The sequence below is a fragment of the Methanothermobacter sp. THM-1 genome, from assembly GCF_009914355.1.
GTDB lineage: Archaea > Methanobacteriota > Methanobacteria > Methanobacteriales > Methanothermobacteraceae > Methanothermobacter > Methanothermobacter wolfei.
Window position 1 is genome coordinate 1,674,504 of sequence record NZ_CP044013.1, and the last position, 15,673, is coordinate 1,690,176.

General features: G+C 48.7%; 15 protein-coding genes. 3 read left to right on the forward strand and 12 right to left on the reverse strand.

All coding sequences use genetic code 11. The annotated features are described in order from the left end of the window. Positions 1 to 20: 20 nt before the first annotated feature. The 5 genes from FZP57_RS08865 to FZP57_RS08885 form a co-directional block, all read right to left on the reverse strand. On the reverse strand, positions 21 to 2,216 hold the full coding sequence (locus tag FZP57_RS08865; protein ID WP_074359840.1) for a DEAD/DEAH box helicase: 2,196 nt from the start codon (positions 2,214 to 2,216) through the stop codon (positions 21 to 23). Between the two features lie 75 nt (positions 2,217 to 2,291). After that, complete coding sequence (locus FZP57_RS08870; protein WP_191216279.1) at positions 2,292 to 2,546, reverse strand: hypothetical protein; 255 nt, start codon at positions 2,544 to 2,546, stop codon at positions 2,292 to 2,294. 331 nt (positions 2,547 to 2,877) lie between these two features. Further along, complete coding sequence (locus tag FZP57_RS08875) at positions 2,878 to 3,195, reverse strand: DUF5400 family protein (protein ID WP_074359631.1); 318 nt, start codon at positions 3,193 to 3,195, stop codon at positions 2,878 to 2,880. A gap of 10 nt (positions 3,196 to 3,205) precedes the next feature. After that, positions 3,206 to 4,000, reverse strand: a complete 795-nt coding sequence (locus FZP57_RS08880; RefSeq protein ID WP_238337906.1) for a DsrE family protein — start codon at positions 3,998 to 4,000, stop codon at positions 3,206 to 3,208. Between the two features lie 2 nt (positions 4,001 to 4,002). Next, positions 4,003 to 4,674 carry a DUF169 domain-containing protein gene (locus FZP57_RS08885; RefSeq protein WP_074359633.1) on the reverse strand — a complete coding sequence of 224 codons (672 nt, stop codon included), beginning with the start codon at positions 4,672 to 4,674 and terminating at the stop codon, positions 4,003 to 4,005. A 275-nt stretch (positions 4,675 to 4,949) separates the two neighbouring features. Here FZP57_RS08885 and FZP57_RS08890 point away from each other — a divergent pair, with 275 nt between their 5' ends. Beyond that, positions 4,950 to 6,461 carry a GAF domain-containing protein gene (locus FZP57_RS08890; protein WP_074359634.1) on the forward strand — a complete coding sequence of 504 codons (1,512 nt, stop codon included), beginning with the start codon at positions 4,950 to 4,952 and terminating at the stop codon, positions 6,459 to 6,461. Positions 6,462 to 6,478: 17 nt separating this feature from the next. Here the strand turns inward: FZP57_RS08890 and FZP57_RS08895 are convergent, their stop codons facing one another. From FZP57_RS08895 to FZP57_RS08915, 5 genes are read right to left on the reverse strand one after another with little or no spacing between them, the layout of a single operon-like run. Beyond that, positions 6,479 to 7,663 carry an aconitase X catalytic domain-containing protein gene (locus FZP57_RS08895; protein WP_074359635.1) on the reverse strand — a complete coding sequence of 395 codons (1,185 nt, stop codon included), beginning with the start codon at positions 7,661 to 7,663 and terminating at the stop codon, positions 6,479 to 6,481. 3 nt (positions 7,664 to 7,666) lie between these two features. Further along, positions 7,667 to 9,046: a DHH family phosphoesterase gene (locus tag FZP57_RS08900; RefSeq protein WP_084531299.1), complete on the reverse strand. Its 1,380-nt coding sequence runs from the start codon at positions 9,044 to 9,046 to the stop codon at positions 7,667 to 7,669. Continuing rightward, on the reverse strand, positions 9,012 to 9,413 hold the full coding sequence (locus FZP57_RS08905) for a 30S ribosomal protein S15 (protein ID WP_074359636.1): 402 nt from the start codon (positions 9,411 to 9,413) through the stop codon (positions 9,012 to 9,014). Before FZP57_RS08905 ends, FZP57_RS08900 begins: the two co-directional genes overlap by 35 nt. Further along, positions 9,413 to 9,994 carry an XTP/dITP diphosphatase gene (locus FZP57_RS08910; RefSeq protein WP_191216280.1) on the reverse strand — a complete coding sequence of 194 codons (582 nt, stop codon included), beginning with the start codon at positions 9,992 to 9,994 and terminating at the stop codon, positions 9,413 to 9,415. Before FZP57_RS08910 ends, FZP57_RS08905 begins: the two co-directional genes overlap by 1 nt. Positions 9,995 to 10,052: 58 nt before the next feature. Continuing rightward, positions 10,053 to 11,657: a bifunctional N(6)-L-threonylcarbamoyladenine synthase/serine/threonine protein kinase gene (locus FZP57_RS08915; protein ID WP_191216281.1), complete on the reverse strand. Its 1,605-nt coding sequence runs from the start codon at positions 11,655 to 11,657 to the stop codon at positions 10,053 to 10,055. 81 nt (positions 11,658 to 11,738) lie between these two features. Here FZP57_RS08915 and cobT point away from each other — a divergent pair, with 81 nt between their 5' ends. Together cobT and FZP57_RS08925 are read left to right on the forward strand one after the other, a co-directional pair. After that, positions 11,739 to 12,812, forward strand: coding sequence for a nicotinate mononucleotide-dependent phosphoribosyltransferase CobT (gene cobT, locus FZP57_RS08920; protein WP_191216282.1), 1,074 nt, complete (start codon positions 11,739 to 11,741; stop codon positions 12,810 to 12,812). A gap of 62 nt (positions 12,813 to 12,874) precedes the next feature. Continuing rightward, complete coding sequence (locus FZP57_RS08925; RefSeq protein WP_084531301.1) at positions 12,875 to 13,522, forward strand: hypothetical protein; 648 nt, start codon at positions 12,875 to 12,877, stop codon at positions 13,520 to 13,522. Between the two features lie 245 nt (positions 13,523 to 13,767). On the opposite strand, the gene FZP57_RS08930 is transcribed toward FZP57_RS08925, so the two are convergent. Continuing rightward, entirely contained in the window at positions 13,768 to 14,598 is an 831-nt protein-coding gene (locus tag FZP57_RS08930) for an undecaprenyl-diphosphate phosphatase (protein WP_074359638.1), read from the reverse strand. A gap of 37 nt (positions 14,599 to 14,635) precedes the next feature. Next, positions 14,636 to 15,556, reverse strand: a complete 921-nt coding sequence (gene ilvE, locus FZP57_RS08935; RefSeq protein ID WP_074359639.1) for a branched-chain-amino-acid transaminase — start codon at positions 15,554 to 15,556, stop codon at positions 14,636 to 14,638. Between the last annotated feature and the right edge of the window lie 117 nt (positions 15,557 to 15,673).

The following is a 15,673-nucleotide window of genomic DNA, read 5'->3' on the forward strand; positions in this document are numbered from 1 at the left end:
AATCACCTTTCCTTATCCTTTTAATCATCCCTGAATTCTGATTCCAGCACTTCCCTTATCTCAGAGGCCCTCTTTTTACCTATACCTTCGACCTTTCTTAATTCCTTTTCTGATGCATTCATGACCCCCATGACTGATCCGAACCTTCTAAGTAGTCTGAGGGCGTACCTGGATCCTATGTTGGGGAGTGATTCAACGATGAAAAGCTGCTTTTCCCTCAGTGTGAGGGGCTTTTTATCAGTCCTTACACGCATGTCTGGTTTCTTTTCTTCCTGCTCCCTTATGGCTATTCTTTTTATCATTGCGGCTGTGTCTTCAGGGGACCTTGTTGGTATCATGGGTATTCCAAAGTCCACTGCAACGGCTGCAAGGGCCCCCCTTACAGCATCGGGGCCTATGAAACCTGAGTAGAGGTCTTCACCTTCGATTATTATAACTGGTTTTTTAAAACTTTTAACCATCTCACTGGCCTGCCTGTAGAGCCTTTTATCCATGATTGAGTTAAGGAAGTCCTGGGTGGTTTTTCTTTCTATGATCACATCATCGCTCACCTGGTAGTCACCCGCTGCAAGGGCCCTGAGTTCAAACTCCACCCCCATCCCCTTCAGTTCCCTGATGACCCTTGAATTCACCTCCCGGGAGTCGACGTATATGAATGGCCTTTCACGGGGTTCCTCCTTCACAGGAAGAGGGGCAACATCAATTTCCACCGAGCCCCCCCTGAGGCTCTTCTTCATCCTATTCTCCTTCCTCATGCTTGAATAGTAGTATGCCTCATCACGGGTTTTTTCTGTTATCAAGACCATCATCCGCCCTGATCTTTTCCGCCCTGTCCTTCCACGCCTCTGAATCATCCTTATCTCAGAGGGGACCGGTTCATACATTATGACGAGGTCCACCGAGGGTATGTCTATACCCTCCTCTGCCACGCTTGTTGAGAGAAGAACATCATGGTTACCCATACGGAAGGATTTGATTATCTCCCGCTGCTGTTTCTGTGTAAGGCCCTTCTCACCGCTTCTGCTGTTCTGGCCATAGAATTTAACCGCATTTATTTCTTCCCTGAGGCACCTCTGGTAGATCTCCTCAAGGGTGTCCCTGAACTGTGTGAAGACTATTATTCTTGATTCTGTGTTCCTGAGTTCTTCTTTAAGGATTTCCATGAGTTTATCAAGTTTCGGATGCTCTATTCCCGATGCAGAGGCCTTTCTTGTAAGGTACGCGGCCCTGGTAAAGTCCGGGTCCATGATAAGGCCCTTCGCAGCCTTCGTATTCTTCTTTCTGAGCCTTTCAATGTACCTCTGGAGGGGGTTTATGCCCTGGGTTTCAAGGAGTTCAACTGCATGTTCAACATTTATACAGGCTGCTATGAGTGAGATTGCCCTGTAACATGACTTTGGAGGGTTTGTTGAACGGGCGATTCTGTTCTGGACACGCCCCCTTGCCATGAGGAGGTCCTTTTTACCGGCGTTTATGCTGTCTATAACTCCAAGGTTCTTCAGGATCTTCATCCTGGATTTAAGGGCCCTTTTCAGGTGTTCTCTTATCTCCTCCAGTTCAGGGGTCATCTTCACCTTCACCCATTCAATCTTTACGGGTTTTATGTAGGGCCTTACGTCGGGATCATTCTCTGTTTTCACGCTAACATCCCTTATGAAGAGGTTTTCACAGACGTGTTTTATCTTATCCTCATCTGAACCTGGAGATGCGGTGAGTCCAAGTATGAGGGGGTTATTTGCATTCTGGATGTAATTTGATGCAAGGAATACGTAGGAGTAGGACCCAACCGCCCGGTGACATTCATCAAAAACAATTAGAGAAACATCCCTCAGATCGTATCTTCCACTCAGGATGTCTGATTCAACTGTCTGGGGTGTTGCGGTTATAACCTGAGATTCATTCCAGCGCTTAACCCTTTCCTCTGGTTTTATACTTCCTGTGATGGACGTGCAGCTTGCAAGGAGGAACTCCCTGAAGCTTTCCTCGTGCTGTATTGCGAGGGGCTTGCTGGGCGCAAGGACAAGAACCCTGGACCCTTTAAATTTCGTGAGCCTTTCAGCAGCCACAAGAACCGCAACGATTGTTTTACCCAGGGCTGTAGGGGCCACGATCATTGAATTGCCCTTTTTAAGCACACCGGCTGCCATTACCTGCTGGTAGGTCCTTGCCTCAATGGCCCCTGGTTTTATGAGGGGGTGTTCTATGTACCTTGCCATGATCTTTTCTTTGACCATCAATTTATTTAACTTGCTCGCCGGGAACTCAGGGCCCTGAATATGTGCTGATAAAATTTAGATAAATGAAAATGTTGTTAGAGGGATTTGAATCACATTACCTTCTTTTTCAATTATTTGGCTTCTTTTTGATACTAAAATTCCATAATTTGATTTATATCTCTTAATGGCTTTTTTTAACTGTCCCTTACTTTTTCTACCTACTCCAACCTCTACGGGAATTATTTCTCCGTCTGCTCTGCTTAAAAGGAAATCTACGCTTCCGGGATCTGCCGGATATAATATTCCATTTAATATACCCCTTTCTTTCATTTTGAAAAAAGAAGATGCAACTAGGTTTTCTGCTAATGGTCCCAGGAATTCATTTTTTTTTCCGGAGCATATCTTCCAAGAATGAAATTCAAGCTTGCTTTTATTGATGGGGATAAGAAATAATATTTCCTTGGCTTTCTCTCTGCTTTACCTGCAGTTCCATAGGGATCTACGTGAAATATTAAATGGGTTTTTTTCAAGTATATCCAGGATATTGTTTACCAGTGATGAAGAAACATCCAGTTTACTTACTTTGAATTATCTAAAGATCTAATGTCTGTACTTCTGGGACTGCACAGTGAGAGATAATAAAAATTAAAGAATATGTGGTTTAAAACACTGAAGCAAGCCCCAGAATCGCAGCAACAGTCATCATGCTGAGATGGGCTGAATAGAGTGGAGCAGTCTGGAAATTGTCCTTAAGAGCAGGCATGAACTGTATGTAGGCTGATATGCCTGCAAGGACCTGAAGAGCCACTGCAATGTAGAGTATTCCACCACCCATCAGAATATTCAGGGCCGTTGCAATTATGGAGATCAGAAGCACACCAAAGTGCGGTGCCATTTTCATTCCCATGATACGGAATGTTATAAAGCCAGATGTAACTCCAGAAAGGAGAAATGCCAGAACAATAACTTGATATATCATTATATCACCTCTAAAAGTTCACCACAGCGTATCTGGGGTCACTGAGTAGTGTTATGAATGTTGCAGCACCTGCAATCTTGCATCCATCTTCAAGGGCGCTGTCATCAATACCCCTGAACTGGGCGCTCATCTCGCATACGTATATCTGGACACCCATATCAATCACTTCCCTCATGAGTTCATCGAGGCGCGGGAATGCCGGGTGCTTGACATTTGAGGCACCACCCTTCCTTGCAAGGCTGACACCGTCCATAAGGAGGAAGATTATGACTTCCTTGCCCATACTCCTGGCGGCCTTTGAGAATATGAATGTTGCATAGGCCCTTTCAGCGTTTGCTGTCCCGTTGCTCTGCACCACAAGGACCCTGTCTCTTCCGGTGATCTCAACCGGATCCTTTTTCTCTGTTTTTTCCAGTATTATGTAGTCATCTGATTTTTCAACAACCACTGCATTCATTTCAGCGGCTGAAACTTCAAGGTCATCCAGGGTGTCCCGGTTTCCTGATTTAACCTTTATCATCTGACCTTTTTTGAGTGATGAGAGTTTCTCACCCACAGTTATAACGGGGCCGGGACATGTTTCCCCGGTAACATCTATCTCTTCCATCTCTCCGGCTGTCATTGTAAGCACCAAACCATCCTCAACCTTCCTTGATGAAATATTCACACCGTATTTATCTGCCAGATCTCTGATTTCCCTTATATCCGCATCCAGGAGGATGTTGAGTTTTTCAGGTCCGTTCTTAAGGATGTTCTCTGTTATTACCGCTGCTGCGTATGGATTTATCCCCTTAAGACTGATCATACTTAACCCCATTCTTCAGCGAATTTTTTAAGGGCATCCACGATTCCCTCAAGTTCTGCTGCGGGTATCCCTATTATGAGTTCCTCTGGTTTAACACCCGCGTACTTCCTTGAACCGTTGCAGCCCAGGGTCATGTTGGGTATGCCCCTCTCCTTTACTGCTGCAACAGCATCTGCACAGAGGGACTGTATCCCTGAGTAGTCACCGGCCATTCTACCACCACGTGAATGAAGGTAGGCCTGGCTTAACCTGAGGGCCTGAGCTGGTTTTACTATGAAAACCACAGAGTCAGGCTCAAAGTCAGTATCTTCAAGGGGAGCGTAAAGTGATGCACGGTATTTCCCAGTCACCACGGGTATTGCCTCGACGGTTTCCTTCGCTGCCTCGGGGGTGCTGTAGTTCCCGAGTTTATGGTACATGCTTCCATCTGCAACGGGCCCTGGCAGGTCGCATATACCCATTACTCCAGCTCCCCCCTTGCACAGGTGCTCCTCACAGGTTGCATAGCCACTTACACCACCAAGCCTTGCATCCTGTATGAATTCACAGTGCCTCTTTTTTTCAAGTTTCATGGCGCGGTGTTCATCTTCCTCTTTAAGGAGTTTCACCGCCACAGGGCTTCCTTCAAGGCCCAGGAGTTTTTTAAGGTCTTCTGATATTTTTTTATAATCCACAAAACCACCTCTACATTTCAGTATAACTATACCGTATAGTATAAAAAACTACTATTTAAATTTTTCTAATGTATGGTGGGGGGAGGGATGGCTGAGCACCGGCTGAAATCATCCAAAAAATGTTCATATCATGATATACATAATCTAACAGCATCAAATCCTCATAATTCCTCAGGTGAAGAACCCATGACCTCAGTATTCAGCCGAAGACCTAACCTTAAATTATAATAAATGGTTATACCATAAAGTAAATCATTAAGGGATCGGGTGAATACATGGAAAACCTTTCTGAAACAGAGAAACTGATAATCTCATACCTCAGGTCAAACCCTCCAGAGGAGTGCATGCTGGACAAGATAACCAGGGGTATAAACAGGAGCCGGGCAACGGTACTTAAATACCTCCACATACTCCAGGCCAGGGGCCTTGTTAATTACAGGTCCGTCGGCAGGAGCAAGCTATGGATGCTCTCAGACGACGCCGATGTAAGGGCCGCAGAAACTCCTGATGAAACATCCAGGGACTCAGAGATCATCAAGAACGCATCAAAACTCCACAGGACAATCCTGGAACTTCTTGAACTTGAGAGAACAGTTGACGACCCCGACAAACTTGTTTTCACAGTCAACACATTCCTTGACATCATCGTTGCCAATGAACCCTTCAGAAGAATGTTCCCTGGAACCGGGAACCTTGAGGATATCATGGACAGAGAGAGCCTCCTGATTTTTAAGGAGAAAATGAAATCAGCAGGGACAGTACAGGCGGACCTCAGGGGCAGGGATGGTATAAGAAGAAGCTACAGCCTTTCAATAAACCCTGTCAATGACTTCTGGGTGATAATTGCAAGGGACCCTGCAAGTTCCTCCTTCTCAAAGGGCGAACTCGAGGTTCTTCTTACCATCACAAGGTTAAGATCCTCAGCCGGAAGCCTTGAAGAATTCCTCCTCTCCATCAGGGAAGAACTTTCAGGACTCCTATCCCTCAGTGAACTTGCACTTGTAGGAAGGGATGCATCGGGCCTTGAAGTCATCCACCAACACCCAGAGACAATTAATATTGGCGAGGTGGACTACTTCATTTACAGGAGCATGGAAACCCTCGAGACGGTCTCCTGGCAGACCGAAACCGGTGAAATAATGCTTTCAGTCCCCCTGATAGTCGAGGAGAGGGCCACAGGGGCACTTATCATAGGGACATCTGATGATTCGGTATCCTCACAGATCCTTGAAATCATCGAGATGGTTGCCGATGAAATCTCAGAGTACCTCTCAATGGAGAAACTGAAAAGGGAGAAGGAAGAGTTCATAAGGACCCTTATAGCAATGAACAGGGTTTCAGAGATTATAAACAGCGGTGAAAAGGAGGATAGGATGCTTGAAGGATCAATCGAAGCTGTTATAGAAACCCTTGGATTTGAGATGGGCTGCATCTACCTGATGGATGAGGGAAGGGAACTTGAGATGAGGGCCCAGAAGAACCTCCCGGAAACACTGAGTAAAATGTGCATGGCAGGTGTTTTCAGGGACCTCTTCAGCAGGTCGGTTGAGAAGGAGAAGATAATATACATAACCTCTGAATCACCGGAATACAGACTGCTCCATGAATCCATACGTAAAAATAATATAAGAACGCTCCTAATGCTTCCCATCAAATTCTCAGGGGAGATAATAGGGATTCTGAACCTTGCAAGTTACGATGTAAAACCCTACAACAGGATAAGCCTTGAGAACCTCTCATCGATAGGTCTTCAGCTCGGAAGCGCCCTTGCAGGGGCAGGAATCTGAGGCCGCACTGATGGACCTCATGGCCTTGACAGGAGGTTCATCCAGTCATCATAGACCGCTTCAAGGCCACACATACCCGGTATGTAGTTGGCTGCCTTGGCAGAGTCAACCCCCAGGACACCGTAGCCAAGTTCCTCTACAGGGGCAACAACCATACAGGTGTCAGAGACAAGCATCCCGCCTGCAGCCTCTATGGTCTCAGTGTACCCCATCCTGTCTGCGGCGCTCTTTATGGCCGCAGATGTGCAGACCCAGAACTCCACTCCAGGTTCATTATTCCTTAAAAATGATGCTATCCTCCTTATCTCCCCCAGGGAACAGTGGGGGCATCCAAGACATACAAGGTCAGGTTCATCCGTGGAGGTTGAGAGGGACTCCCTTGCACCTGCAATATCCCCTGCATCGATGCTCACATGATCATCAGCCCCTGATGCATCCGCATCCATGTACTCGGGTGTCAGGCCCTCAACATGGTAGAGTGCAACGGCCCCTGATGATGCCATGGCGGCCCCGAGGGTCTTGAGGTCGTCCGGCTCAGGCTTTGAAATGAATCGGAAGTAGGGTACACCCTCACCGACCATTTTACCGGTAATGTGTCCCAGGGCACCGTAATCAGAACCCGAGAGTTCACACTCAACATCAACAACCAGGGTGGCGGCACGGTTCTCATCAAGATGATAGCCATATTCGGGTGTTTTTCCGCATATTGCAGCTGCCAGGGCACCGGGTCCACCCTCCCTGTTTGTCCTGGCTCCAAGGACAGAATTTGCGTATGATACGGCCGAGGACTCTGACCATGCGATATGGGAGCCCCTCAGGGGAACGTTCCCTATGAGGTAGGGGGTGCATGTGCAGGTGTTCATAACATCCATGGATGAGTAGGCATCAACTATCCTTATCTGCCTCTCTGCAAATTCCTCTGAAAAACCCATTTCCCTCCATCTTTCAAGATCAAGTCCTGCAGGGTTAAGCGTACTTGTAACCTTCACCCTGGCGCCGCGTGAGCTGAGATCCTCAAGGTATTCCAGTCCCGCATCCCCTATGGTCTTGTATGACACACCTGAAATCTGGGCGGAGCTGATATCAACCATTCCTTCAGCACCGTAGATGTCCCCCAGGGCAACCAGTATCTCCATGCTCTTCTGGATGGTTTCACCGAACTCCCCATCATACATTCTCTCTTCAGTCCTGCTGAGGTACATTATTCACACCTTACCTGTCTGGGTCCCGATAATCTCATCAACAAGCTGCAGAAAGCTTTCCATGTCCCTGTAGGGTATCATGGCGCCTGCTGCTATATCATGGCCTCCCCCGGTACCCCCGAAACTTGAGGCAGCATCCCTGAGGGCAAGGCCAAGGTTAACGCCCCTTTCAATGGCGGACCTGGTTGTCCTTGCAGAGACCTTGACATGGCGGTCCATGCGTGAAAGGCCGAGGAGGGGGATGTCAGGGTCCAGGAGCTGGAGGGATAGTGATATGCTTGCAATTGTACCCATTATGCTTTTGAAGGTCTTATGCTCACTGTAGATGTACTGTATATTTGACATTACAGATGAACCCTCCCTCCTTATCCAGGAAAGGCCCCTGATTATTTCTTCACGGTAGTTCTTCTGAAGTTCCAGGCCAACTTCAAGGGCTCCTTCACCTTCACCAAGGCATAAACCTATCCCGATCCCGTATTTACGGTTCTTACCGCAGGCGTCAAGGACCCTTGCAAAGTCAGAAAGGTCCCTTATTTCTGGCTGGAATCCCCTTGCAGTGAGGACCTCCCCGAATATAGCCGGGTTTATGCGTATCAGTTCTTCCTTTAGGATATCCCTCTCCTCGGGTGAAAGGTCACCGTACCTGACACCATATGAGACACCTATCCTTTCAAGGAAACCCCTGGAGGCTTCCATGTCGCCGGTTAACCCGGGGAGGGGAGGGTTGAAGGTGTATGCTATGGACCTGTAGAGTGGTTCATGGTACCTTGATGCGATCCTGAGGTCATTGTGGGCCTGGAGCGTGCCTGATTCAATGGCCTCCTCCATTATGAAACTGTTGGCGCCCCTGAAACCATCATCGTACTGCATGTCACCGAAGGCCCCTACAAGGGCAAGGGGGGCCGTGTCCCTTGTGATGGATCTTGTGGCGATGTAGGCGGTCCCTGATGCACTGAGGTCCCTGCTCCCGTCAAGGCCATGCAGGTGGGGGTTGAGGTGCACTATATTTGAGTCCGTCCTGAAATCGGAGGGCTGGTGATGGTCTGCAATTATAACATCTCCCCTGAGGCGGGATATATCCTCAAGGTGGGCGCTTCCCATGTCACAGAAAAAGAAGAGGGAGTATTTCTCCCCTGCCAGTTTCTTTATGAATTCCCTTTTCAGGCGTGAAAGGATGGAGATGTGGAACTGGCCATTTTTTGATGAAATGGCCTTGGCCACAACTCCAGCAGCCGATAGACCATCGGCGTCGTTGTGTGAGATTACACGGATTATGTTGCCCTCATTTACATGTTCCTCAAGGACCCGTGAAGCCTCACCGCCACGGACTGTAATTGTTTCAGGAAGTTTATTTGACGAGGAGGGCTGCTTTCTGTGGGTCATATCTCCATCCTTCAGGCAGGACACCTTCTCTTACATAGTACCTTACAAGACGCCTTATCTTGGATTCAACGATCTGAAGACCCCTCCTTGTGTGGAGGTCCTTAGGGTGCTCTTTAAGGTGGTCCCTTATGTTAACGGCCTTTCTTATCAGGTTCATAAGGTCCTCAGGGTATTCTGGTTTTAATTCATGTTTATCCAGAATTTCTGTTATTTTAAGTCCTGTAACAGCCTTTACACTGGGTATACCGTGCTGGTCCCTCAGTATGATTCCAATTTTACTTGCGGAGTTGCCCTCCCTGTAAAGTTTCACTATAAGATCCTCTATTTCTTCGTCTGAGTATTCAACCCATTCAGGTTTTAGAGACATCAGATCACCTCATAATTTTCAATGAACCACCGGGCAAATTTCTTGAGGGCCCGGCTTCTATGGGAAAACCTGTTTTTTTCGCTGGTACTGATCTCCCCGAAGCTTTTATCCATTCCTTCAGGATAGAAGAGGGGATCAAATGCGAAGCCCCTTGTTCCACGTTCCTCAGTACCTATACGTCCCTTCACCACGCCTAAAAAAACCTCGGGTTCGGAGTTGGGGGTGCAGAACCCAACAGCCGACCTGAACTCGGCGTAGCGATCTTCAACATTTTCCATTAGTTTCAGGATGCCACTGTTTCCAATGGTATCCTGTACATAGGCAGAGTATGGACCTGGGAACCATTTAAGGGCCCTTATAAAGAGTCCTGCATCCTCTACGATCACCGGACAGTCCATGACCCTGGCTGCATGCTCTGCACCGAACCTCGCCACCTCCTCCAGTGTCCCCTGGAGTTCAGGGTAGCCGATATCAGCATGCTCAAGTTCTATGCCTGTGCCATGGAATATCCTTTCTGCCTCAGATAATTTGTGTCTGTTACCTGTTATAAATGTTATCTTCAAGGATATCACACCCCTCATGAAGCATGTCCATGGTATCTTATGGGTATTTTCCTTTTGACTTCGTCTATTTATGATCCTATGATGTGTATCTTCCCCTTGACTCGATCTCATCTATCTTTTCTCTGATATCGATCCCTTCCCTCATGTAACCATCAAGGACCCTCCTGAAGCATTCATCAGCCACACGGTAGTGGGTGCTCTCAAGGGACTTCTTGAGGACGAGTAGGTCCACTCCCATGTCTTCGATTTCATCCGAGAACCTTCCAAGTCCAAAGTCTATGAAGACCACCTCATCCCCCCTGAGGATGATGTTGGATCCGGTGAGGTCGCCGTGTATTATACCCGCCCTGTGGAGCTTTGATATGTCCTCACCGATCCTCTCACAGATCCCTAGGTCCTCTTCAAGGGCTTCCTTGAACTCCAAACCATCAACGGCCTCCATCACCATCAAACCCTTCTCAGGGTCAAGGTCAAGGAGGAGGGGGGTTCGAACACCGGCATTCTTAGCCTGGTTGATAAGCCTGGCTTCCCTCCTCGTCCTTAATGATCTGAGATCCTGGTCTATTTCAGGGATCCTGTAGCCCTTGGAGATCCTTTCCTTAACCACGCACTTCCTGTCAAGCCACCCGCCCCTGTATATGTTTGCCTCGGCACCCTTTGCCATGAGTTCATGGGGGAGATCTATACCACCCGGTGATTCAGACATCCATGGAACATCCACCTCATCTGTCCTGTAGCGCTGTATGACACCCGTATCCCGGATACTGTCCGGTCCGCTGTGCCTGTAGACAAGGTGGCCAAGCCAGGCTATCATGGCACCGTTATCACCGCAGTACTCTGGCGGCGGCATGTGGAAGTCGACGTAGTGTTCACTGCACATGGTCTCCATCATCTCCCTCAACCGACCGTTAACAGCCACTCCACCACATAACAGCACTTCATTCTTTTCTGTGTAGGCTAGGGCCCTCTCGGTGACCTCCACAAGCATTGAAAATGCGGTTTCCTGCAGACTGTAGGCCAGATCCTCCAGACCGGCTCCTGCCTCGAGTTTCCGGAGGGCTGCGGTGAGGAGCCCTGAGAATGAAAGGTCCATCCCCTTAACACTGTAGGGGAGTTCAATGTACCCTGATGATTCACGTGCAAGTCTTTCAATTACGGGTCCTCCAGGGTGTCCGAGGCCTGATTCACGTGCGAACTGGTCCACCATGTTGCCGACGGCAATGTCCAGGGTTTCACCGAACACACGGTAACGGCCCTGGTTGAAGGCTATCACCTGGGTGTTCCCCCCGCTTACATAGAGGGAGACCGGGTCCCTGGCTCCAGTGGTTAACCTTCCTATCTCTATATGTCCTATGCAGTGGTTCACGCCTACAATGGGGATCCTGAGGGAAAGTGCAAGGGTCCTTGCAGCGGTTGCAACGGTTCTGAGGGCAGGGCCAAGTCCAGGGCCCCTTGAAAATGATATGAGTCCAATTTCATCTATCTCCACTCCAGCGTCATGGCAGGCTTCCCTTACAAGGACCGGTATCCATCTTGCATGGTGTTCAGCGGCCTCCCTTGGGTGTATACCTCCCTTTTCTGGTATAAGTGGCTTTCCTTTTATTGCGAGTATTTCCCCGTCGTCCCGGACAATACCCACACCTGTCTTTTCGGCTGTTCCCTCTATACCAAGGCATAACATTTTCCTGACCACCGGCTGTGACATTTCTCCTAGGTCTAATTTTATGTATTCTATGTTATATACAGTAGGAGAGGTGATTGAATGTTTGATGGACTGAAGATTTATGGGTCAGGTGATTTTCTCCATGAGGTTTATGATAGGGAAACCCTCTTCCTCTGCACCATTGCAACAACAGAAACATCAAGGATAGAGGGGATAACAGGGGCAGGCGCAAGCCCTGACTTAACAGAGTACACACCAGCAGCAGACGTTGAACTCATAGTACATGATGCCCCCAGGTGTCTTCCTGAGATACCCCAGACCATCGTGGAGGGGGAGTCCGCACCAACGCCTGCGGTTATAACAAAGGCTTCCCTTGAGCTTGCAGAGATACCCTTCATAGTGGCCGATGCAGGAGCCTCGGTGAAGCCGGATCTTCCATACATAACCATCAATTCTGTCCATGGGAGGGACATAAGGACAGGGAGGGCTGTCGATGACCCCCAGGGAATCTATGAAAGGGCCCTGATCCTGGGAAAAACCCTCTCTGAGATGACAGAACACCTTGTTATTGGTGAGAGCACACCTGCAGGTACAACAACAGCCCTGGGTGTTCTAACAGCCCTGGGATACGATGCAGACTTCAGGGTCAGTGCAAGCATGCCAGTGAACCCCCACAACCTTAAAAGGGATGTTGTGATGGAGGGCTTTAAGAAGGCAGGTATTGGACCGGGGGACTGTAGGGATGATCCCTTCATGGCTGTCGGTGCAGTTGGGGATCCAATGATACCTGCGGTGGCTGGTATATGCATGGGTAGCAGTGTCCCTGTAACCCTTGCCGGCGGGACGCAGATGACCGCTGTATGCGCCCTTATAAAGGCCCTGGACCCTGAATTTGATTTTTCAGGGACTGCAATTGCAACAACCATCTTTGTTGCAGAGGATGAGACCTCCGATATAAACAGGATAGCTGAACAGATAGATGAGATTGATATATACGCCGTCGACCCATCCTTTGAAAGGGCATCCCATAAGGGGCTTCACGAGTACCTCAACGGATCCGTGAAGGAGGGTGTTGGTGCCGGGGGCGCCATGCTGGCTGCCATGCTGCACGGTGTCTCAGTTGATGCAATCCGCGGGAGGGTTGAGGAGCTCTGCAGCAGGATATTCCCATGATATCCGGACCCGGCTCCCGGTCTGGATTTAAAGACATTCCCATGATAAGGGCGTGGATCTGAATGTCTGGATTTAAGGAGCATCTGAAGGCCATAATCCCCCATCCTCGGCTTATGGTCCTGTCAGCAGCCCTTTATATTTATGGTTTTGTTTCGAATGCCCTTGGAGCAGCCGGGAGCTATGGTTTTCTAACAGGGGACATGAACGTCTGTTTTTCACACTACCCAGGCTTCAGGGCACAGTTTATTGATTATCTTGGTGGAGTCGCCCTTGGAATATTCATCTCAAACATCAAACAGGTGCTTCTCTTTATCTTCACCCTCACCACGGCAGCCCCTGTTTTGAATTTATTCGTCCTTGCAGGTGGTCTTTTACACGCCCTCATATCAAGGATGGGCTTATATGGCATACTTGTGTATGCCGGCACACTGCACATTCACCTTGAAGTGGTGGGATGCCTCCTTTCCCTTGAAGCTGCAGCTGTCTTCTTTTACTCGCTCATGAAGTCAGTTTACGCGGGCTCTGCAGAACCATTTAAAAGGGCCTTCAGGGAGAGGCTGGTCTTCCTCTTACCGGTGATCTTACTGGTTTTTGCAGCGGCAGCCATCCTTGAGGTATTCTGGAGTACATGGTGGGTTTATACCCTCACAAAGCAGCAGGTATCATGGTCCTACTTCCATGGTCATGTCTGTTCCGTGCATGTAGGGTGAAGGGTTTGTTGGCATAGAATAATTGTAAGTGTTAATCTCACCCAGAAGTGCATGTAGGGTAATGGGAGGGTTTTTCTGTTCTGTTGAATCGGTCTCAGTGATAATTCTTGGCGGGTTATCCAGGTAAGGGTTTGTCTGGTGGTGAATGCTGGGGAGATAATGGTGAAGGATCGCTTCTCTCTTCTGTGAAAATAAATTCTGTGTTGTGATGAGTCGGTTAATCTCCTTGTGCCGATCTAAAATGATCAGAGGAGGAACACTGCAAGGGTGATGATACCGAGGGCCCAGCAGTAGTAGGCGAATACGTTAAGGTCCCTCTCCTTTATGAGCTTAAGGAAGAACTTGATTGCAGCGTAACCTGATACCGCAGCCGCCAAAAAACCGGCGATCATGCTGGCCCCAAGGAGATCAAACCCAACACTTATGTCCTTTACCTGTACAAGTGCCGCTCCAAGTATTGCGGGTATTGAGAGGAGAAAACTGTACCTGGCAACCAGCTCCCTTTCAAAGCCAAGGAAAAGACCTGCTGATATCGTTGCCCCTGAACGTGAAATCCCGGGGGCTATGGCCAGGGCCTGCGCGCACCCGATTATGAGCGAGTTACGGACACCCAGTTTTTCAATGGACAGTTTTTCACTGACGCCCCTGCTGACCCTCTCGGATCCCCACAGCAGTAGACCTGTTACAATGAGGAAGAAACCAACGGCAACCGTGCTGCTGAATAGGGCCTCAAAGAAGTCCTTAAATAACACGCCTGCAAGGCCAGCAGGCACGGTACCTATGATCACCATCCATGCAAGCCTCTTGAACCGGTCCTCCCTGATACCCTCCCTGAAGTTCCCTGATGGGATGTCCCCTATGCTGGATAGGAACGCCCTGACCATGTGCACTATATCGTTCCAGAAGTAGGTGAATACTGCAGCCAGGGTCCCCACATGGAGGACCGTGTCAAAGGCAAGGCTGCCCTGAACACCCAGGACTTCAGGTACAAGTACAAGGTGTGCTGAGCTGCTTACCGGGAGAAACTCTGTGAGTCCCTGAACTGTCCCTATGATAATCGCCTGAATAACATCCATGCTTATCACTTATAACTTATAACTTTTCACTTATAATTCAGATGTATGTGAGCCATCCGAAGCTGTCATCGGTTTCGGCCCTTATTATCCTGAAGAACTCATCCTGCAGGGTCTTGGTGACCGGCCCTCTCCTGCCGGACCCGATCTCAACACCATCCACGGACCTTACAGGCGTTATCTCTGCAGCCGTGCCGGTGAAGAATATTTCATCAGCAAGGTAGAGAAGCTCCCTTGTCAGGGGTTCTTCACGGACCTTTATACCCTCGGTCCCTGCAATTTTTATGACAGAGTCCCTTGTTATCCCCCTGAGGAGTGATGATGAAACCGGTGGAGTGTAGAGTTCACCATCCATAACAAGGAATATGTTCTCTCCACTCCCCTCACTCACATAGCCATGATAGTCGAGCATTATTGCCTCATCATAGCCATGCCGCACGGCCTCCATCTTGGCCAGCTGGGAGTTAAGATAATTACCACCGGCCTTTGCAAGGTTAGGCATGGTATCGGGGGCCATCCTCCTCCATGTGGAGACACCCGCATCAACTCCCACCTCAAGGGCCTCGGCACCAAGATAGGCACCCCACTCCCAGGCTGCTATGGCAACCTCCACAGGACAGTTCACAGGATTTACACCCATCTCACCGTAACCCCTGTAAACCACGGGCCTTATATAGCACTCCTCAAGGCCATTTTCCCTGATGGTATCAACTATGGCATCAGAGATCTCATCTTCAGTGTAGGGTATCTCCATCCTGTAGATCCTTGCAGAGTCGAAGAGTCTCCTCACATGCTCCTGCAAACGAAAAACCGCTGAGCCCTTCCTGTTCTTATAACAGCGTATTCCCTCAAAGACACTTGATCCATAGTGTACAACGTGTGAGAGTACGTGTAACGTGGCATTTTCCCATTCAACCATTTCACCGTTGAACCATATCTTTCCACTGGCTTTGCATGACATGAAAATAACCTCAGAGAATGATCTTCATTAACCTTTAAGGTATAAAAGGGTATTTATATGATTCTCCCGGTTAACATCTCCGGGAAAAATTTATATACTGTAAAAATTTAAAGTCAG

Bases quoted from the DNA above. Each gene is read 5' to 3' on its own strand.
- FZP57_RS08900 (WP_084531299.1), bottom strand. From the start codon at position 9,046: ATGACCCACAGAAAGCAGCCCTCCTCGTCAAATAAACTTCCTGAAACA.
- FZP57_RS08870 (WP_191216279.1), bottom strand. From the start codon at position 2,546: ATGAAAGAAAGGGGTATATTAAATGGAATATTATATCCGGCAGATCCC.
- FZP57_RS08865 (WP_074359840.1), bottom strand. From the start codon at position 2,216: ATGGCAAGGTACATAGAACACCCCCTCATAAAACCAGGGGCCATTGAG.
- FZP57_RS08880 (WP_238337906.1), bottom strand. From the start codon at position 4,000: ATGATCAGTCTTAAGGGGATAAATCCATACGCAGCAGCGGTAATAACA.
- FZP57_RS08930 (WP_074359638.1), bottom strand. From the start codon at position 14,598: ATGGATGTTATTCAGGCGATTATCATAGGGACAGTTCAGGGACTCACA.
- FZP57_RS08915 (WP_191216281.1), bottom strand. From the start codon at position 11,657: ATGTTATGCCTTGGTATAGAGGGAACAGCCGAAAAGACAGGTGTGGGT.
- FZP57_RS08895 (WP_074359635.1), bottom strand. From the start codon at position 7,663: ATGTACCTCAGCAGGACTGAAGAGAGAATGTATGATGGGGAGTTCGGT.
- FZP57_RS08925 (WP_084531301.1), top strand. From the start codon at position 12,875: ATGTCTGGATTTAAGGAGCATCTGAAGGCCATAATCCCCCATCCTCGG.
- ilvE (WP_074359639.1), bottom strand. From the start codon at position 15,556: ATGTCATGCAAAGCCAGTGGAAAGATATGGTTCAACGGTGAAATGGTT.
- FZP57_RS08905 (WP_074359636.1), bottom strand. From the start codon at position 9,413: ATGTCTCTAAAACCTGAATGGGTTGAATACTCAGACGAAGAAATAGAG.
- FZP57_RS08910 (WP_191216280.1), bottom strand. From the start codon at position 9,994: ATGAGGGGTGTGATATCCTTGAAGATAACATTTATAACAGGTAACAGA.
- cobT (WP_191216282.1), top strand. From the start codon at position 11,739: ATGTTTGATGGACTGAAGATTTATGGGTCAGGTGATTTTCTCCATGAG.
- FZP57_RS08890 (WP_074359634.1), top strand. From the start codon at position 4,950: ATGGAAAACCTTTCTGAAACAGAGAAACTGATAATCTCATACCTCAGG.
- FZP57_RS08875 (WP_074359631.1), bottom strand. From the start codon at position 3,195: ATGATATATCAAGTTATTGTTCTGGCATTTCTCCTTTCTGGAGTTACA.